This window comes from Rhodoferax sp. GW821-FHT02C08, assembly GCF_059421805.1.
Genome location: NZ_JBWKVR010000013.1, coordinates 23,808 through 42,407 on the forward strand (window position 1 = coordinate 23,808; position 18,600 = coordinate 42,407).

21 protein-coding genes and 1 pseudogene are annotated in these 18,600 nt (G+C 62.5%); 19 read left to right on the forward strand and 3 right to left on the reverse strand.

What is annotated here, in order from left to right:
- Positions 1-40: 40 nt before the first annotated feature.
- From AC07VY_RS16290 to AC07VY_RS16300, 3 genes are read left to right on the forward strand one after another with little or no spacing between them, the layout of a single operon-like run.
- Positions 41-1,150, forward strand: a complete 1,110-nt coding sequence (locus AC07VY_RS16290; RefSeq protein ID WP_495098348.1) for an LLM class flavin-dependent oxidoreductase — start codon at positions 41-43, stop codon at positions 1,148-1,150.
- Positions 1,147-1,974 carry a class II aldolase/adducin family protein gene (locus AC07VY_RS16295; RefSeq protein WP_495098349.1) on the forward strand — a complete coding sequence of 276 codons (828 nt, stop codon included), beginning with the start codon at positions 1,147-1,149 and terminating at the stop codon, positions 1,972-1,974. The genes AC07VY_RS16290 and AC07VY_RS16295 overlap by 4 nt, the downstream gene beginning before the upstream one ends.
- Positions 1,975-2,028: 54 nt before the next feature.
- Positions 2,029-2,982 (forward strand): ABC transporter substrate-binding protein, encoded by a 954-nt coding sequence (locus AC07VY_RS16300; protein ID WP_495098350.1) that lies wholly within the window; start codon positions 2,029-2,031, stop codon positions 2,980-2,982.
- A 97-nt stretch (positions 2,983-3,079) separates the two neighbouring features.
- On the opposite strand, the gene AC07VY_RS16305 is transcribed toward AC07VY_RS16300, so the two are convergent.
- Positions 3,080-3,982 carry a LysR family transcriptional regulator gene (locus tag AC07VY_RS16305; protein ID WP_495098351.1) on the reverse strand — a complete coding sequence of 301 codons (903 nt, stop codon included), beginning with the start codon at positions 3,980-3,982 and terminating at the stop codon, positions 3,080-3,082.
- 133 nt (positions 3,983-4,115) lie between these two features.
- Between AC07VY_RS16305 and AC07VY_RS16310 the strand changes: the two genes are divergently transcribed.
- The 14 genes and pseudogenes from AC07VY_RS16310 to AC07VY_RS16375 all read left to right on the forward strand — a co-directional run bounded on the left by AC07VY_RS16310 (position 4,116) and on the right by AC07VY_RS16375 (position 14,704).
- Positions 4,116-5,099 (forward strand): 2Fe-2S iron-sulfur cluster-binding protein, encoded by a 984-nt coding sequence (locus tag AC07VY_RS16310; RefSeq protein ID WP_495098352.1) that lies wholly within the window; start codon positions 4,116-4,118, stop codon positions 5,097-5,099.
- A gap of 24 nt (positions 5,100-5,123) precedes the next feature.
- Positions 5,124-6,170 carry a gentisate 1,2-dioxygenase gene (gene gtdA, locus AC07VY_RS16315; RefSeq protein WP_495098353.1) on the forward strand — a complete coding sequence of 349 codons (1,047 nt, stop codon included), beginning with the start codon at positions 5,124-5,126 and terminating at the stop codon, positions 6,168-6,170.
- A 30-nt stretch (positions 6,171-6,200) separates the two neighbouring features.
- On the forward strand, positions 6,201-6,896 hold the full coding sequence (locus AC07VY_RS16320; RefSeq protein WP_495098354.1) for a fumarylacetoacetate hydrolase family protein: 696 nt from the start codon (positions 6,201-6,203) through the stop codon (positions 6,894-6,896).
- A gap of 43 nt (positions 6,897-6,939) precedes the next feature.
- Complete coding sequence (locus tag AC07VY_RS16325) at positions 6,940-8,217, forward strand: aromatic ring-hydroxylating dioxygenase subunit alpha (protein WP_495098355.1); 1,278 nt, start codon at positions 6,940-6,942, stop codon at positions 8,215-8,217.
- On the forward strand, positions 8,214-8,702 hold the full coding sequence (locus AC07VY_RS16330; protein ID WP_495098356.1) for an aromatic-ring-hydroxylating dioxygenase subunit beta: 489 nt from the start codon (positions 8,214-8,216) through the stop codon (positions 8,700-8,702). Before AC07VY_RS16325 ends, AC07VY_RS16330 begins: the two co-directional genes overlap by 4 nt.
- Positions 8,703-8,720: 18 nt before the next feature.
- On the forward strand, positions 8,721-9,041 hold the full coding sequence (locus AC07VY_RS16335) for a non-heme iron oxygenase ferredoxin subunit (RefSeq protein WP_495098357.1): 321 nt from the start codon (positions 8,721-8,723) through the stop codon (positions 9,039-9,041).
- 41 nt (positions 9,042-9,082) lie between these two features.
- A complete protein-coding gene (locus tag AC07VY_RS16340) occupies positions 9,083-10,264 on the forward strand; it encodes an ABC transporter substrate-binding protein (RefSeq protein WP_495098358.1) in 1,182 nt (393 codons plus the stop codon).
- Between the two features lie 4 nt (positions 10,265-10,268).
- Entirely contained in the window at positions 10,269-11,186 is a 918-nt protein-coding gene (locus tag AC07VY_RS16345) for a branched-chain amino acid ABC transporter permease (protein ID WP_495098359.1), read from the forward strand.
- 5 nt (positions 11,187-11,191) lie between these two features.
- A complete protein-coding gene (locus tag AC07VY_RS16350) occupies positions 11,192-12,214 on the forward strand; it encodes a branched-chain amino acid ABC transporter permease (protein ID WP_495098360.1) in 1,023 nt (340 codons plus the stop codon).
- A gap of 68 nt (positions 12,215-12,282) precedes the next feature.
- Positions 12,283-12,729 (forward strand): annotated as a pseudogene (locus AC07VY_RS16355) (ATP-binding cassette domain-containing protein); the annotation flags it as partial.
- A 99-nt stretch (positions 12,730-12,828) separates the two neighbouring features.
- Positions 12,829-12,975, forward strand: coding sequence for an ABC transporter ATP-binding protein C-terminal domain-containing protein (locus AC07VY_RS16360; protein WP_495098453.1), 147 nt, complete (start codon positions 12,829-12,831; stop codon positions 12,973-12,975).
- A complete protein-coding gene (locus AC07VY_RS16365; RefSeq protein ID WP_495098361.1) occupies positions 12,972-13,685 on the forward strand; it encodes an ABC transporter ATP-binding protein in 714 nt (237 codons plus the stop codon). Before AC07VY_RS16360 ends, AC07VY_RS16365 begins: the two co-directional genes overlap by 4 nt.
- 3 nt (positions 13,686-13,688) lie before the next feature.
- The gene (gene maiA, locus AC07VY_RS16370) at positions 13,689-14,339 is read left to right on the forward strand and encodes a maleylacetoacetate isomerase (RefSeq protein ID WP_495098362.1); all 651 of its coding nucleotides are present in this window, start codon (positions 13,689-13,691) and stop codon (positions 14,337-14,339) included.
- Positions 14,340-14,500: 161 nt separating this feature from the next.
- Complete coding sequence (locus AC07VY_RS16375; RefSeq protein WP_495098363.1) at positions 14,501-14,704, forward strand: hypothetical protein; 204 nt, start codon at positions 14,501-14,503, stop codon at positions 14,702-14,704.
- Positions 14,705-14,863: 159 nt separating this feature from the next.
- Here the strand turns inward: AC07VY_RS16375 and AC07VY_RS16380 are convergent, their stop codons facing one another.
- Positions 14,864-15,925 carry an AbrB family transcriptional regulator gene (locus tag AC07VY_RS16380; protein WP_495098364.1) on the reverse strand — a complete coding sequence of 354 codons (1,062 nt, stop codon included), beginning with the start codon at positions 15,923-15,925 and terminating at the stop codon, positions 14,864-14,866.
- 90 nt (positions 15,926-16,015) lie between these two features.
- Between AC07VY_RS16380 and AC07VY_RS16385 the strand changes: the two genes are divergently transcribed.
- Both AC07VY_RS16385 and AC07VY_RS16390 read left to right on the forward strand, forming a co-directional pair.
- Positions 16,016-16,144, forward strand: a complete 129-nt coding sequence (locus AC07VY_RS16385) for a hypothetical protein (protein WP_495098365.1) — start codon at positions 16,016-16,018, stop codon at positions 16,142-16,144.
- A gap of 417 nt (positions 16,145-16,561) precedes the next feature.
- Entirely contained in the window at positions 16,562-18,061 is a 1,500-nt protein-coding gene (locus AC07VY_RS16390; RefSeq protein ID WP_495098366.1) for a hypothetical protein, read from the forward strand.
- Positions 18,062-18,106: 45 nt separating this feature from the next.
- Here the strand turns inward: AC07VY_RS16390 and AC07VY_RS16395 are convergent, their stop codons facing one another.
- Positions 18,107-18,595 carry a hypothetical protein gene (locus AC07VY_RS16395; RefSeq protein ID WP_495098367.1) on the reverse strand — a complete coding sequence of 163 codons (489 nt, stop codon included), beginning with the start codon at positions 18,593-18,595 and terminating at the stop codon, positions 18,107-18,109.
- Positions 18,596-18,600 lie beyond the last annotated feature (5 nt).

Here is an 18,600-nt window from a genome sequence, read left to right on the forward strand (position 1 = left end):
ACACACATCCCCTACCTGATTACTTCTAGGAGCACTTTTCATGAGCTACGGTCCTATTGAATTCATTGGCATGATCCAAAGCCAGAAGGTCTCGGAGATCCATGCGGCGCGGGGTCCTTCCATCGACCGCGACTACGTACGCGCCTTTGCCCAGGCGCATGAAGAAGCGGGCTTTGACCGTATCCTGGTGCCCCACCATTCCACCAGCCCGGATGCCACATTGACCGTCGCCTACGCCGCGTCGGTGACCGAACGCATCCACTTCATGCTGGCACACCGCCCAGGCTTTGTGGCCCCCACGCTGGCCGCCCGCCAGTTTGCTTCGCTGGACCAGTTCAGCGGCGGCCGGCTGGCGGTGCACTACATTTCGGGCGGCTCGGACGAAGAGCAGCAGCGCGATGGCGACTGGCTGGACCATGACCAACGTTACGCGCGTACCGATGAATACCTGGATGTGCTGCGCAAGGTCTGGACGGCCGACAAACCCTTTGACCACCAGGGCGCGCACTACCACGCCAAGAATGCCTATTCCGAGGTGAAGCCGGTGCAGTCATACAACGGCAAGCCGCATGTACCGGTGTACTTCGGTGGCGCGTCGGAGGCGGCGATTCCGGTGGCGGGCAAACATGCAGACGTATATGCCTTGTGGGGCGAATCGCTGGATCAGGTGCGTGAACTCACTACCCGCGTACGTGCCGAGGCCGCCAAGCATGGTCGCACGGTACGCTTTTCGGTCTCGTTCCGCCCCATCCTGGCCGAGACGGAGGAGAAGGCCTGGGCGCGTGCCGAAGCCATTCTGGCCGAGACCAAGCGCCTGCGTGTGGTGCAGGGCTTTGGCCGCGGTGGCCCGCAGCAGAGCGAGGGCGCCAAGCGCCTGCTGGCTGCGGCCGACAAGGGTACGCGCCTGGACAAACGCCTGTGGACCGCGATTGCGCAGGAGATCGGCGGCCGCTCCAACAGCACGGCGCTGGTCGGCACGCCCGAGCAGGTGGCCGATGCCTTGCTGGACTATTACGACCTGGGCGTGACCACCTTCCTGATTCGTGGTTTCGACCCGCTGGAAGACGCAATTGACTACGGCCGTGAATTGATTCCGCGCACCCGTTCCCTGGTGGCAGAGCGCATCGCCGCGCAAAGGAAAGCAGCATGAGTGCCGTACTGTCCATCGACCGCACTGCGGCATCTACGCAACTGAGCTTCAACCCCCGTCCGCAGCAGAAGTTCTGGTTTGACCCACCTGCGCCTCGTATCACCATGGAGGCTGAGCGCCGCCACCGCCAGGAGCGCCTGGCAGGCGCCTTTCGCCTGTTCGCTCGCTTCGGTTTTGCTCAGGGGCTGGCCGGCCATATCACCGCCCGCGACCCGGAGCTGACGGACCACTTCTGGGTCAACCCGCTGGGCCTGCATTTTTCGCGTATCAAGGTGTCGGACCTGCTGCTGGTCAACGCCAAGGGCGAGACCGTGATTGGCGACCGGCCGCTGAACAAGGCCGCGTTTGCCATCCACGCGGCCATCCATGAATACAACCCCAAGATCATCGCCGCTGCCCACACGCATTCGATCTATGGCAAGGCCTGGTCCACCCTGGGCCGCAAGCTGGACACGCTGACGCAAGACAGCTGCGCCTTCCATGGCGACATAGCTTTGTTCGACGACTTCACCGGCATGGTGGTAGACGACAGCGAGGGCCTGCGCATCGCCAAGGCTGTGGGCGACGGCAAGGGCGCCATCCTGCAGAACCACGGCATCCTGACCGCAGGCCCCAGCGTGGAAGCCGCCGCCTGGTGGTATATCGCGCTGGAGAACGCCTGCCACACCCAGCTGTTGGCCGAAGCCGCCGGCACGCCCAAGCCGATTGACGAGGTGGTGGCACGGCACACGCACAGCCAGATTGGTGGCCCCGAGGGCGCGCTGCATGCCTTTGAAAGCCTGTATGAGGGCCTGGTCGAAGCCGAGCCCGAATTGCTGGACTGAGCAGCAGCCCATCGTTGGGCACCGTCATTGATATTGAAATTCAAGCCAAGTTTTATGCACACGCCACCGAACCGCCGTCGCCAGTTTCTGACCCATGCGGTGGGCGCAGCGTCCGCGCTGGCCCTGCCCGTCTTTGCGCAGACACGCCCCGTGCTGAAGGCCGGTGACCAGAAGGGGGGCTTGCGCGCGTTGCTGGAAGCAGCGGGCGCCCTGGATGGCATTGCCTACGACATCCAGTGGTCTGAGTTCCCGGCCGCCGCGCCGCTGGCCGAGGCGCTGAACGCCGGGGCGGTGGATTCCGGTCCTATTGGCGATGCTCCACTGATCTTCGCGCTGGCCGCTGGCGCACGGGTGAAGGCCATCGGCGCGAACCGCTCCGACTCCTACGGCACGGCAGTGCTGGTGCGGCCCGATTCGCCACTGAAGGGGGCGGCCGACCTGAAGGGCCGCAGCGTGGCCACCAACCGTGGCTCCATAGGCCACTACATCACGCTGAAGGCCATCACCCAGGCTGGGCTGGCGGCCGAAGACGTGAACTTCCGTTTCCTGGCCCCAGCCGATGCCAAGCTGGCGCTGACCCAGGGTTCAGTGGATGCCTGGGCTACCTGGGAGCCGTATACCGCCCTGGCCGAAACCAGCCGCCACGCGCGCGTACTGGTTAGCGGGCGCGGCCTGCTGCCCGGCCTGAGCTACCTGGCCGCTACCGACACGGCCATCGCTAGCAAGCGCGCTGTGCTGCAGGACTTCTTGCAGCGCGTGGTGCGTGCCCAGCAATGGTCGTATAAGCATGTGGACGCTTATTCGGCCGCGCTGGCTCGCATCATCGGCATTCCGCCCGAGGCGGCCAAGCTGCAGTTCGAACGCCGCCAGCAGCAGTGGATACCCATCAACACCCAGGTCATCGCCGACCAACAGGGCACGGCAGATTTTTACCAGCAGGTGGGCCTGATCAAGCAGGCGTTGGACGTGAAGGGGACTTTTGACACGGGCTTTGGACTGGTCAGCTAGGACGCCGACTTAGAGCAGCTAACAAAAGCCTGTCATCGTCAAACGTACGATACGCGATTCACGACAAGAGGCTTTTGCTATCCACTCTTAGATGCAATCAGTCGGCATGCATATCCACTATCAAACCTCGCAGCCATTGGTTGCTCGGATCCTTGTGGTACTTCGCATGCCAGAAGAGGTTGATGCCAATCTGTGGCAGCTTTACCGGATGCGTGACGTATTTGAGGTTGAAGGGTTCGACCATGCGCTCGGCAAGCCGCTCTGGTACGGTAGCAATCAGGTCGGTGGTCTGCAAGATGTGACCAATCGCGACAAAGTGCGGGACTTTGAGTTTCACCCGCCGTTGGGGTGAGTTGCTGTCGAGGATCTCATCGACCTTGCCGTGGCCGGTACCCGCCGAGACCACGGCCACATGGTCGGCCGCGAAGAATTCCGACTCACGGATAGTTTTTTTTTCCAGGGCATGGCCCTTCCTGAACAGGCAGACGTAGCGCTGGACGAACAGGCGCCGTTGAAAGAACCCGGCCTTGAGCTGCGGTAGCAGCCCGATGGCCAGATCGACTTGGCCACCCTCCATGGCGTCCTTCAAGTTGACGGCAGTGTTGCGCACGGTGCTGATCGAAACCGAAGGCGCCACTTCCTGGATGCGCTGCATCAGCCGCGGCAGGAAATAGATTTCACCAATGTCGGTCATGCCCACGGAAAAACTGCGCTTGCTGTGGGCCGGGTCGAAAGAGCTGCGCGCATTCACGGCGCTGTGGATCATGCCCAGCGCATAGCCGATCGACTCCGCCAACTGGTCGGCAAAAGGCGTGGGCTGCATGCCGGTCGGGGTGCGCAGAAAGAGCTCGTCGCCGAACAGCTTGCGCAGGCGCGCGAGCGCGTTGCTGACGGCGGGCTGGCCCAGGCCCAGGTTCTCCGCCACCTTGGAAACTTTTCTTTCCTTGAGCAGCTGGTTAAAGATTACCAGCAGGTTCAGATCCATATCTTCGAGTTCCATTGCCGCCTCGCTTAACTATTGATTCAAATGATGTTAATCATTGATGTCATTGTATTGACTGATTTTGATGCGGTATCGATCATCACCCCCACTGAGCCGATTTCCCCACGAGACAACCAAGCGACAGAAGAATATGGAAATTTTTGTGCGTCCTTTGCAGCGCCGAATCAGCGTCAACGCGGGTGTCAACCTGCTGGATGCTCTGCGCGCCAACGACGTGCCGGTGTCGTACAGCTGCCTGGCCGGACGTTGCGGCACCTGCCGCTGCAAGGTGGTCGAAGGCGAGGTGCTGGAGTCGGGCCGCGAAACGCAGCGCCCGGGAGCGGATGACGAGCACTACGTGCTGGCCTGCCAAACCTTCCTCACGGAATCCTGCACGGTTGAGATTCCCGAGCCCGACGAGGTGGTGGTGCACACCGCCAAGATCGTCAAGGCGACCGTGGTCGCCATTGAGGACCAAACCCACGACATCAAGCGCATTCGCCTGAAGCCCGCTAAGCCCATCGAGTTTTCTCCGGGGCAGTACGCCCAGCTCCAGTTCACGCCCGAGCATATTCGGCCCTATTCGATGGCCGGCCTGCATGCCGACGGCGAACTGGAATTCCATGTGCGCCTGGTGGCCGACGGCCGCGTCACCGGCTACATCGCCCATACGCTGAAGGTGGGCGATGCGGTGCGAGTCAGCGGCCCGCTGGGCTCGGCCTATCTGCGCCGCAAACACGAAGGGCCGATGCTGTGCGTTGCCGGTGGCACCGGTCTCGCGCCCATCCTGTCCATCATCCGCGGCGTGATCGCCGAAGGCATGCAGAACCCGATCCACCTGTATTTCGGCGTGCGCTCCGAACGCGACATCTATGGCCGCGAATGGCTGGACGCGCTGCAGCGCCAGCATCCGCAACTGCAGGTGCATGTGGCGGTGACTTCGGGCACGGCGCCGGGTTGTCGCACAGGCTTGGTGACCGAAGCCATCGCCGAGGACTGGCGCAGTCTCGAAGGCTTTCGCGCCTACCTCTGCGGCGCACCGCCCATGGTGGAGGCCACGACGCTGCTGGTTCGCCAGATGGGCATTTTGCCCTCGCAGATCTACGCCGATGCCTTCTACGCCAGCGGCACCTGAGTCGTACCCCTTGCAGGATTTTTCATGAACGCCAACAATCTCGACCCTACTGCCCAGCAGCAACGCAAGGCCTACTACGACCGTATCGGCATCGACAGCATGACGCCGCTGTGGGAAGTGCTTGGCGCGCTGGTGCCGCACCAGCCCAAGTCCCCGGCCGTGCCGCACCAGTGGAAGTATGCCGCGGTGCGCGACAGCGTCATGGAGGCAGGCTGCCTGATCAGTGCCGAAGAGGCCGAGCGGCGCGTGTTGATCCTCGAGAACCCGGCGCTGCGCGGTCAGTCCTGCATCACGCAGTCGCTGTATGCCGGGCTGCAGCTCATCATGCCGGGGGAGGTCGCGCCAGCCCACCGCCACACGCAATCGGCGCTGCGCCTGGTGCTGGACGGCGAGGGTGCCTACACCGCGGTCGATGGCGAGCGCACCACCATGCGCCGTGGCGACTTCATCATCACCCCGGCCTGGACCTGGCACGACCACGGTAATCTTGGCAATGAACCAGTGGTTTGGCTCGACGGCCTCGATATCCCCATCGTGCGTTTCCTCGACGCCGGTTTTGCCGAGAAGAGCGATAGCGCCTACCAGGCTGTGACACGCCCCGAAGGCGATGCACTGGCGCGTTATGGCGCCAACATGGTCCCGGTCGATTTCTACCAGCAGCCTGCGGAGCCGACCAAGGTGTTTGTCTACCCCTGGGAGCGCACGCTGGCCTCGCTGCAGGCGATTGCCAGCGGCACGCCCGATGCCCATTTCGGCCACAAGCAGCGCTACGTGAATCCGGCCACCGGCCGCTCCCCCATGCCGACGATGGCTGCGTTCTCACAACTGATTCCCGCCGGTTTCGAGACGCGGCCCTACCGCTGCACCGACGGCACGGTGTACGTGTGCCTGCGCGGCAGCGCCGAGGCCAGCGTGGCGGGCCAGAGCTTCCGCCTGGAAGAGAACGACGTGATCGTGGTGCCGTCCTGGCACAGCCACCAGTTCCGCGCCGGCCCCGAGACCGTGCTGTTCAGCTATTCCGACCGCCCCGTGCAGCAGGCCCTGGGCCTGTGGCGCGAACAGCGCAACTGATCTTTCTTTTTCCCTTCGAGAACACACCCCATGAACTATGTGATCCAACCCGCCGCCATCCCTTCACTCACCGTGGCCGGCACAGCCGAACGCTTCCCGGTCAACCGCATCTTCTGCGTGGGCCGTAACTACGCCGCGCATGCACGCGAAATGGGCAAGGACCCTGACCGCGATCCGCCTTTCTTCTTCATGAAGCCCGCCAACGCGGCGGTCGATGCCGCGTCGCCGGCGCGCATTCCGTACCCACCCAAGACCGCCAACTTCCACCATGAGATCGAACTCGTCGTTGCCATCGGCAAGGGTGGCAAGAACATCGCCGTGGCCGATGCACTCAACCACGTCTATGGCTACGCAACCGGCCTGGACATGACGCGCCGTGACCTGCAGCTAGAGGCGCGCGACAAGGGCCGGCCCTGGGAGTTCGGCAAGTCTTTTGCGTTGTCGGCACCGATCGGGGCCATCTCAAAAGTGGCCGATGTGGGGCACATCGCCGAGGGCGCCATCAGCGTCCTCGTGAACGGCGGCGCGCGCCAGTTGTCCGATGTGGCCAAGCTGATCTGGTCGGTGTCCGAGTGCATCGCCTATCTCAGCGAGTACGAAACCCTGGAACCCGGCGATCTGATCATGACCGGCACGCCCGAAGGCGTGAACGCGGTGGTGGCGGGCGACGTGATGCAGGGCGATATCGCCGGACTGGCCGGCATCACGGTGAGCGTCGGGGCTTGAAAGGCTGAGCAGTGGCAACGCATTCGATCCAAGGAGACAAGAGATGACCACATTCACCCCCACCCCCACCCCCACTTTTCCCGTCAAGATCCATTGGGAGTCAGAAGGCACGAGCCGCATTCCCTTCATGGCCTACACCGACCCCGATCAACACAAGAAAGAGCTCGAGCGTTTCTTCTACAAGGGGCATTGGAACTATGTCGGCCTGGAAGCCGAAGTACCCAACGCTGGCGACTACAAACGCACGGTGGTGGGTGAACGCTCGGTCATCATGGTGCGCGACGCCGACGGCGGCATCAGCGTGGTCGAGAACGTCTGCGCGCACCGCGGCATGCAGTTCTGCCGTGAACGCCATGGCAACAAGAAGGAATTCGTCTGCCCCTACCACCAGTGGAGCTACACCCTCAAGGGCGACCTGCAGGGCGTGCCGTTTCGCCGTGGCGTCAAGCAGGACGGCAAGGTCAACGGCGGCATGCCCGCCGATTTCAAAACCACCGACCATGGCCTGACCAAGCTCAAGGTGGCCACGCGCGGTGGTGTTGTCTTCGCCAGTTTCGACCATGAGATCGAGTCTTTCGAGGATTTTGTGGGCCCGGTCATCCTCGGCTACTTCGACCGGCTCTTCGACGGACGCAAGCTGAAGATCCTGGGCTACAACCGCCAGCGCATTCCGGGCAACTGGAAGCTGATGCAGGAGAACATCAAGGACCCCTACCACCCTGGCCTGCTGCACACCTGGTTCGTCACCTTCGGCCTCTGGCGTGCCGACAACAAGAGCGAGCTGAAGATGGACGCCAGGCATCGCCACGCGGCCATGATTTCCACCCGTGGCCAGTCCGGCCGGGCCGACCAGGTCACGCAGGTGTCCAGCTTCAAGGAGAGCATGGCGCTCAACGACCCGCGCTTTCTGGACATCGTGCCCGAGCCTTGGTGGAATGGGCCAACCGCAGTGATGATGACGCTGTTTCCCAGCGTCATACTGCAGCAGCAGGTTAACAGCGTGTCGACGCGGCACATCCAGCCCGATGGCCACGGCGCCTTCGATTTCGTCTGGACGCACTTCGGCTTCGAGGACGACAGCGAAGAGATGACGCAGCGCCGCCTGCGCCAGGCCAACCTGTTCGGCCCGGCCGGCTTCGTGTCGGCCGACGACGGCGAGGTCATCGAGTTCTCGCAGCAGGGCTTCGAGCAAAAGCCTTTTCACCGCACCCTGGCCGAGCTGGGCGGCCGCACGGTTGAGGATACCGACCACATGGTCACCGAGACGCTGATCCGCGGCATGTACGCATATTGGCGCGAAGTGATGGAGGCGGAGGTATGAGCACTGCTGTGAACATAGTCTTCACCGACTACCTGCAGATCTTGCAGCTTTATGCAGACTACGCCCGGGCCGTCGATTCTGGCGACTGGGACCAGTGGCCCGAGTTCTTCACCGACGACTGCATCTACAAACTGATTCCGCGCGAGAACCACGAGCGCGGCTTTCCGCTGGCCACGCTGTTCTTCGAGAGCAAGGGCATGCTCAAAGATCGCGCCTACGGCATCCGCGAGACGCTGTTCCACGATCCGTATTACCAGCGCCACGTCGTCGGTGCGCCGCTGGTCCACAAAGTCGAGGCCGAGCGTTTTGAGACCGAAGCCAACTACGCCGTGTTCCGCACCAAGCTGTCGCAGGAATCGACCGTCTTCAACGTCGGCCGCTACCTTGATGTGATCGTGCGCACCCCCGCGGGGCTGAAGTTCGCGTCGCGCTACTGCGTGTACGACAGCGAAATGATCCCCAACTCCATCATCTATCCCATCTAAAGGCCATGAGTTATTGCCATGATTGACTCCCAATGGATTGACGCCGCCGATGAAGACGGTGTGCCCGAAGACGACGTGATTGGCCTGCAGGTCGCGGGTAAAGACCTGGCCCTGTACAAGGTCGAGGGCAGTGTATTCGCGACCGACAACATCTGCACCCACGGCCACGCACGCCTGTGCGACGGCTTCCTTGACGGCTACGAAATCGAATGCCCGCTGCACCAGGGCAAGTTCGACATTCGCAATGGGCGTGGCACCTGCGCGCCCATTGTCGAAGACGTGCGCAGCTACCCGGTCCGCATCGAAGGCGGCCGCGTTTTTCTGAAACTGAGCGACTGACCGCGTTCCGTTCCCCCACTTTTATTGCAGGAGACAAAAAAATGAAGACACTACAGACCCCCTTTCGCCGTACCGCTTTCGCCGCTCTGATTGGGGCGGCGCTTGCGATGGGTAACCCCTTCGCCACGGCGGCGACCATCGGCCTGATGGCGCCGCTGTCCGGGCCGGTGGCTGTTGTCGGACAGGACCAGGTGGACGGTTTCATGCTGGCGCTTGAGCAACTGGGCGGCAAGCTAGGTGGCCAGGCCACGACGGTGCTGAAAGAAGATGACCAGCTCAAGCCGGAGATCGGCGGGCAGATCGTGCGCAAGTTCATCGACAAGGACAAGGTCGACGCCATCGTGGGCCTGAGTTTTTCCAATGTGCTGATGGCCAGCCTGCCGCGTATCGCCGAGTCCGGCACCGTGGCTATTGCCACCAACGCCGGCCCGTCGCCGCTGGCGGGTGCGGGCTGCAAGGCCAACGTGTTCTCCACCGCTTGGCAGAACGACGGCGCAGCCGAGGCCATGGGCAAGTACGCGCAGGACAAGGGCGTGAAGAAGGTTTACCTGATGGCGCCCAACTACCAGGCCGGCAAAGACATGCTGACCGGTTTCAAGCGCTACTTCAAGGGCCAGATCGTTGACGAGGTCTACACCCAGGTGAACCAGCCCGACTACTCGGCCGAACTGGCCCAGCTGCAGGCGGCCAAGCCCGACGCGGTGTTTGTGTTCTACCCCGGCGGCATGGGGGTGAATTTCGTCAAACAAATGGCGCAGGCTGGCCTGATGGGCAAGCTGCCGCTGTATTCGGTGTTCACGGTAGACGGCACGACCCTGCCGGGCCTGCGCGATGCCGCCATCGGCAGCGTCAGCGGCGCCATGTGGGACGCGGCCCTGGATACGCCGGAGAGCAAAAAATTTGTCACCGCCTTCGAGGCCAGGTACAAGCGTACGCCCAGCGAATACGCGGCCACCGCCTATGACGCGGCCAACATTCTGAACATCGCACTGGCCAAGGCCAAGCCCGGGGATGCGAACGCCCTGGCCGCCGCCGTCAAGGCCGCCGGCAATGAAGTCAAGTCCGTGCGCGGCCCCTTCGCCTTCAACAATAACAACCTGCCGGTGCAGAACTACTACGCCTTCGAGACCGTCAAGACCGGCGGCGGCATTGCCGGCAAGCTGGCGGCCACGCCGCTGGTGAACCAGTCCGACGCCTACCACGCGCAATGCGCGCTGAAGTGACGCCATGAGCACCATGCTTGTTTTTGCGCAGCTGCTCAATGGGCTGCAGTTCGGGGTACTGCTGTTCCTGCTGGCGGCGGGCCTGACGCTGGTTTTCGGCATCATGAGCTTCGTCAACCTGGCCCACGGCTCGCTCTACATGATGGGCGCGTATTTCGCGGCCAGCGCCTTCCAGTACACCGGCTCGTTCGGCCTGGCCGTTGCGGCGGCGATGGGCGGCTCGCTGCTGCTGGGCCTGGCGCTGGAGTTCGTTGCCGTGGCCCGGCTCTATCGGCGCGACCACCTCGACCATGTGCTGGCCACCTTCGGCATGGTGCTGTTCTTCAACGAGCTGGTGCGCATCATCTGGGGGTCGCAGCCGGTCTTCCTGCAGGTGCCCGAGTTCCTCGGTGGCGCCATCGACATCGGTGGTTTCAGCTACCCGGCCTACCGCTTTGCCATCATCGTCGTCGGTTTGGTGGTGGCGGTGGGCTCATGGTTGCTGATCAACAAGACCCGCGTCGGCATGCTGATCCGCGCTGGTGCGGTGAACCCGGCCATGGTCGCCGCGCTGGGCGTCAACATCCGCTTGCTGAACGCCATGCTGTTTGGCGTGGGGGCGATGCTGGCCGGCCTGGCCGGGGCCATGGCCGGCCCGATTCTGTCGGTGCAGTCGGGCATGGGTGAGTCGGTGCTGATCACCACCCTGGTGGTCATCGTGATCGGCGGCATCGGCTCGGTGACGGGGGCTTTTTATGCGGCACTCATCGTCGGCATTGTCGACACCATGGGCCGCGTCTTCCTGCCCCTCATGCTGCGGCAGATCGCCGAGCGCTCCCTGGCCGATGCGGCCGGCCCGGCGCTGGCTTCGATGCTGGTCTACCTGCTGATGGCGGTGGTGCTGGCCTGGCGTCCGCAAGGACTGTTTCCCGCCCACCGGTAGTTGCCATGCACACTCTGTTTTCACGTCCCGGCACCTGGGTGCCACTGCTGGTGCTGCTGTTGCTGGCCACCGTGCCCTTCGTTGCGCAGGCTACCGGCCAGTCGTTCTATGTCGCATTTTTTGCCCGCATCATCATCTATGCGATTGCGGCCTGCGCGCTCAATATCGCGCTGGGCTTCGGCGGCCTGGTGAGCTTTGGCCACTCGCTGTTCCTCGGCCTCGGGGCCTATGCGGTGGGGCTGGCCTCCTTCCATGGCGTCGGCAACGGCTGGGTGCACCTGGCGCTGTGCCTGGGCGTCTGCGCCTTCGTCGGCCTGGTTACGGGCGCCATCAGCCTGCGCACCAGCGGCATCGCCTTCATCATGATCACGCTGGCCTTCGCCCAGATGGGTTACTTTCTGTTCGTCAGTCTGAAGAATTACGGCGGCGACGACGGCATGGCTATCGCGCTCGCCAGCCGTTTCGGCCCGGTGGACCTGTCGTCTGCGACAAGTGTCTATGTGGCGGCCTTCGTGGTGCTGGTGCTGTCGATCTGGTGCCTGGCCCGGCTGCGGGTGGCACCGTTCGGCATGGTGATCCGCGGCGCCAAACAGAACGCGCGCCGCATTAGCGCCGCTGGCATTCCGGTGCTGCGCTACCAGCTGCTGGCCTATGTGATGTCGGGCATGCTGTGCGGCGTCGCCGGCCTGCTGCTGGCCAACCTCAACGCCTTCGCCTCGCCCAGTTCTTTGGCTTGGACGGTCTCGGGTGAGCTGATCGTTATCGTGGTCATCGGCGGCCTGGGCACGGTGTTCGGCCCCTTGATGGGCGCACTGGTGTTCCTGGGCCTGGAGGAAGTCCTCAAAGGCTTCACTGAACACTGGATGGTGGTCTTCGGCCCGCTGATCGTCATCGTCGCACTGCTGGGCAAACGCGGCATCGTCGGGCTGCTGCAAGACTGGGATGCACGCGGCGAGTCGGTGGCGGTCTCGGCTGCACCGGCCTCCGCAGGCGTGCATCACGCAGTAAACGCGAAAGGAGCTGTCTGATGGCCAGCGTACTCCGCACCGAAGCATTGACCAAGCGCTACGGCGCGCTGCTGGTTACCGATGCCGTGTCGCTGGACATCGGCGACGGCGAACTCCACGCGATCATCGGCCCGAACGGCGCCGGCAAGACCACGCTGATCAACCAGCTCTCGGGCGAGCTGGCCGCCGACAGCGGCAGCGTCTGGTTCAAGGGGCGCGACGTCTCCGCGCGACCCATCCACGAGCGCGCCCGGCTCGGCCTGCTGCGCTCCTACCAGATCACCTCCATCTTCGAAGACTTCAGCGTGCTGGAGAACGCCACTTTTTCTGCACTCGCCTCGCGCCAGCATGCGTTCAAATTTTGGGCGCCGATGCTGGCCAGCAAAGAGTCGCGCCGCGTCGCCGAAGAGTCTTTGGAAGCCACTGGCCTCACGCACCGGCTGCATGCCGCCGCGGGCGATCTGGGTTATGGCGAGCGGCGCCAGCTGGAGTTGGCGATGAGCCTGTCGGCACAGCCACAGTTCCTGCTGCTCGACGAGCCCATGGCCGGCATGAGCGTGCAGGAATCCACCGCCGTGGTGGCACTGCTGCAGCGCCTGAAGCGCCGCTACACCATCCTGCTGGTCGAGCACGACATGGATGCCGTCTTTGCCCTGGCCGACCGCATCAGCGTGCTGGTCTACGGCAAGGTCCTGTTTACCGGCACGCCGGATGAAATTCGCAAGCACCCGGAAGTCCGCGCGGTCTACCTGGGCGAAGAAGAAGCCGAGGCCGCAGCATGAGCGCGTTTTTATCCGTCAGGAGTCTGCAGGCCTCGTATGGCCATGCCCAGGCCTTGTTCGACATTTCCTTCGATGTCGGCGAAGGCGAAGTGGTGACGCTGCTCGGACGCAACGGCATGGGCCGCTCGACCACGGTGAAGTGTCTCTTTGGCATGCTGCCGGTGCGCGGGGGCAGCGTGTCCGTCGCCGGGGCGCGGGTCGACCATTTGCCTTCGCACCGTATTGCCAGGCAGGGCTTGGCCCTGGTGCCCGAGGGCCGGCAGGTGTTCTCCAATCTCAGCGTCGAGGAAAACCTGGTGGCCACCGCCCGCGACGACAAGAAGGGCGCCGGCCGACGCTGGGATCTGCAGCGGGTCTACAGCTTTTTCCCGCGGCTGAAGGAACGCCGCGGCAACCTCGGCTCGCAGCTGTCCGGCGGCGAGCAGCAGATGCTGGCCATTGGCCGGGCGCTGATGACCAACCCGCGCTTGCTGGTGCTGGACGAAGCCACCGAAGGCCTGGCGCCGGTGATTCGCAACGAGATCTGGCGCGCACTGGCGGAGCTGAAGCAGGACGGCTTGTCGCAGATCGTGATCGACAAGAACGTGAAGGCCTTGTTGGGCCTGGCCGACCGGCATTTCGTGATTGAGAAGGGGCGAGTGGTGTGGGGCGGCACGTCCGCTGAACTCAAGGGCCGGCCGGAAATCGTTCATCAATATTTGGGAGTTTGAAACATGGACCGCATTCTTCACACCTACTTCCGCAGCTCGGCGGCCTACCGCGTGCGGATCGCGCTGAACCTCAAGGGCCTGGAGACCGAGCAGGTCTTCGTGCACCTCAGCCGCCATGGCGGTGAACAGTTCGTTGATACATTCAGGGCGATCAACCCGCAGTCCCTGGTGCCGGTATTGCGCGATGGCGAGGTGCAGGTCAGCCAGTCGCTGGCCATCATCGAATACCTGGAAGAGGTCTATCCGCAGACGCCGCTGCTGCCGGCGCATGCCGCCGACCGCGCCTTCGTGCGCCAGCTGTCGCTGGGCATCGCCTGCGACATTCACCCACTCAACAACCTGCGCGTGCTGAAGTACCTGACCGGTGCGATGGGCGTGTCGGAAGACAACAAGGCGCAGTGGATTGCGCACTGGATCTCGATCGGCCTGCAGGCCTTCGAGGCACAGCTGCAGCGGCGCACGCAGGCGGGGCGCTTCTGCCATGGCGACACGCCGACGCTGGCCGACTGCTGCCTGGTGCCCCAGGTGTTCAGCGCCCAACGGTTCGGGGTCGACCTGTCAGACTGTCCTTTGGTGAACGGAATCTACGAGAGATGTGAGCAGCTCGCGCCTTTCGCAGCGGCCCATCCTTCGCGCCAGCCCGACGCGGAGTGATGCAACCAGCGAAATAGCCGCTTGGGCTCACGCCATCTCGGGTTGGGTAGTGGCCCCGGTAAGCTTTGAGAGCTGGTTGGTTGTTGAAACTGGTTTGCTAGAAAATGGGCACTGTACGTCGGCAGCTTGCGCCACTTGTAGCGCTGATGATGGCGTGACTGGTGGTCGGCGCCCGCATCATCGGCATCCCGCCCGAGGCCACCAAGCTGCAGTTTGAATGCCGCCAGCAGCAGTGGGTGCCCATCAACACCCAGGTCATCGCTGATCAACAGAGAACTGCAGGTTTCTACCTGCTGGTGGGCTGGAGCCAGCAGGCGTTGGACGTACAGAGGGTGTTGGATGCCGGCTTGGGTCTGACTGATTGAGATGGGTAAATGCTATTGAAAATGTAGCTGCTGGTGCACGTAGAACCTGCGCTAGCAGCACAAATAATGCCCAGGCTATGTTGTCATGGGAAGGCAGGCAAGCTTGAAAATGTCTTCAGCCCGAAGGCTGCACGGAACGGCGTATAGCAGCCAGTGCGTTCACGCCGCCCGGGTGGCTACAAACTTGGACACCTGCGGCCCCAGCACCAGCACCATCAGAAACCGGGCCAACTGCATGGCCATCACAAAACTGGCATCCACCGCACTGGTGGCGGCAATGACCGCCACAGAATCCGCGCCGCCCGGGCTGGTCGCCAGATAGGCGGTGAGCGGATCAATGCCGGACAGCCAGGACAGCGCGGTCGCAATCACGATTCCAAACGCCATCAAGGCCACAATCGACCCCATCACATGCGGCAATGCACGCAATGCGTGTTTCAAAATGGCACGTGTAAAGCGCAGTCCGATGCTCCAGCCGATCAAGGCGTAGGCTACAGCCAACAAGGCACCCGGCAGCTCGATCACCAGCAGACCCGTCGCCTGCAATGCGGTACCCAGCAACAAAGGCAACACCATGGCGCCTGCGGGAATGTGCAGCCGGCGCGCGACCAAAGCGGCCCCAAATGCCAGCAGCGTCGTCAACGCCACATTGGCTTGGTTGTCCACGGTGAACCAGTGCATGCCAGCCACCACGGACGGGCCGGTATGCGGGGCAAAAATGCGCGCCACCAGTGCGGCCGTTGCCGTCACCATCGCCACCCGCAAATACTGCATGAACGCCACCAGCCGGGTATCCGCCCCGTAAGACTCTGCCATCAGCACCATGGCAGAGGCGGCGCCGGGTGCCAGCCCCCACACCGCGGTGGTGCCCGGGAAGATATTGCGGCGCATCAGGATCCAGCCCAACACCGCGCTGGCCGCAATGACCGCGCTCGTCACCAGCAAAAAAATGGGCCAATGGGTCGCCACATCGGCCAGCGCAGACGGCTGCAGGCTGTGGGCCATCAGACAGCCGAGCACTCCTTGCGCCATAGCAAACAAGGTAGGAGGGATGCGCAGCTGAATGTCCCGGGACGACAGCACAATCCCCACCAACATGCAGCCCAGCAGCACCCCGGCAGGCAGATGTATTGCGGTCAGAAGCCAGGCCAGCCCGGCACTCGCCGGAAGCAGAACACCCCACCAAGCCAGTGGGGTTGTGTGAAAGAAGCGGGTGAACATGGGAACAAATGTGCCATACCTGCAGGCCTGGTTTCGGCGCGAAGTGGGTGCGTGCAGTACCGGTTGCTGCACATAGGTTTGGGTATGTAGATGTCCATCAACGCCCAGGCTATTGCCGAACGGCAGGGCAGGGCGGACTTCTGCCAGCAGGTGGGCCTGATCAAACAGCCGCTGGATGTGTCTGGGACGTTTGATACCCGATTGGAGCTGGCGGGCTAGGTCTTCTTTGTGCTATTGAAATAGTAGCTTCTGGTGCAGGTAAATCCTGCGCTAGAGGCGTTTTTTACACTGCACCAGTGATGCCAAAACAGGCTATCGGGGGCTTATATGCGTCAACGGACATTGAGCACGGAGCATAGTCCAGCCATTGCAGATACCTTGGCTGTGTTGCTGATGGATAGTCAGCAGAAGGCTGGATGCTGTCCTTCACCGGCGGCGTCCGAGCGTCACCAAGGTGCCCAAAGCCGAACTTCGTTGAACCGCAGCGACGGGCTGACTCCAACTGCTCAGCTTCGGCAAGTTCTGCTGTAGGGCCGCCGCTCATCCAGAACAACGTCCCGGCTGGACGGGCCAATTTGACGGCATCGACCGGAGCTGAAAGGCTGCTGAAGATAATGCTCCAACAAGGGGGGTGACATGAAATTTCCAAAACTGTCGGTGCGGGACGATGAGTTCAAAAAGGCCTTTCTGGAAGGCAAGTTCGCAATCGACTGCGTCAATATCAAACTGACCCAGAACGGGGTCGCCAATCCTCCGGTTTACTCGGCAAGCGGAACGCTGCTTGTCACCCCGGAAAGGGGCGTCGAGGGTAGCCTTGTTTTCCCAAAGACCGGGAGCGTTCAGATCAACCCCATGGGCTGGCTGCAACAGCAGCTCCAAACCCTTTCGGGGCAAGTCTTTGCCGACAGCCGCTATTTCAAACTCGAGGCCACGGACGCCTGGGGACGGGTTTGGATGCACCCTTCGGCTTACGTTGATTTGGAAGATGCGTCCGGCGCCGCGACCTTGAAGGTCAGTTGCGACTATTTGTCATGCGAAATCAAGACCAAGGATTCATCTGCATGCTGGACACACATGGTGTCGCTCGACGAGATTGAATTTCCCTTGAACGTTGTTACTGACACGTCGTTGGGCGTTGGCAGAAAGGGGGTCAGTCTCGCTGCGGCGCTCTCGCGCGGCTGGATTGAGAAGATGACGGTGGAGTTCGACCCCGGCCATCGAAAGGCTGGGGTCCGATATGCCGAGCTTCACGCGCAGGGTGAGGCCGGCGCGACCTTTCCGCCGGGTTTTGAGGAACGCCTCATGGAGGCGATCTCATTCGCGACGGCCACGATGCCGACGTGGGTTATGACTGAAACTGAGAATGGCGGCGTTAGGACAATCGAGTTGTTCAAGTCGCGAAGCGGCAATAGCGGAGGCATGGTTCATGCGCCGCTGTCCACGTCCATTGGAATCAACGACAAGCACTTCTACTCAATGCTTGATCGATACTTCAAGTATGCGTGCGCTCATTCCGTGGCAGGCGAGCCTGCCCCGCTGTCGGGAACGCTTGGCAAGCTCTACACGCTAAGAGGCGTTTGGGTGGATACCGTTGCGTTGACCGTGTCGGTCGCCGTGGAGACCATCTTGGCCGAGGGCATGTTCAAGCCCCTCGGTGAGCCGCTCCAAGAAGCGTTGGACGACATCGAGAAGGTGTTGAAGGCCATCAGCGAGTCGGGCGCGTCGGCGAGCGTGATCAAGCGCGCGACTGGCTCCGTCAGCCAAATGAAGTCAATCCGAGCCAAGGACAGGCTTTTCGCTCTGCAAGCGGTGGGCGCCGTCACTACCACGGAGATCGACAACTGGGGCGGCCTCCGAAACAAGACAGCGCATGGAAGCTTGCGCGTCGATCCGAAGAAGCTCCAAAAGCTCATCGATGACATCTACAGCTCCGTGGCGCTGGCTTACAAGTTGGTCTTCCTGCTCATCGGCTACGACGGGATGCACAACGACTACTCGCGGCACGGATGGGGCACTAGCGAGTTTTCTGCCAGCGACATTCAAGCGAAGTTGAGCGCGCCGAAAGCCCCGCCCGAAAGTGAGCCGCTGCCCGCGTCGCCGGTCATCACAGATAGCGGCTCGGCAAAAGAGACTTGATTGTTTGTCCGTGGCCTCGTGGGAACAAATACCCACGGCGAAGGCCTAGATTTCGCCGTCAGGGTCTGACAACGTAAACACAAGCAGGGCAACCTTTAGTGGATCGCCGTTGAACCAGTATTCGTTTTTCGACACCCGGTCCAAGCCTCGGGGGTGGTAGACCACGATGCCGTTGTATGGGGTCAAGCCTTCGGTGATGTCGAACACTGTGGGCACGTCGTCATGGAGGACGAGGTAAGGCGTGGTCGCCAAGTCGAGCGTGAAGGCGTAGACGATCTCATGCGGCTGCTTGTCCTTGGGGTCGCCGGCATGGTCGTGATCAAAAATTGGCTCGTTCCAAAAATGGCTGTCCGCGCTGCGGTCGGTTCCCGTGCCAAGCACCAACCCAAGGCGGTCCGTTTCGACGAAATCTTCATCTACCGAGGTCCGATCAAAGTTGCGGGCCACGACATGACCTGTGTGCCCAAGCGCATCTAGCTCGGCGCGCAATGACTTCTCAAAGTCGGGCCAGTCGGCCAAGGCGACGTGTTTCATGGGTG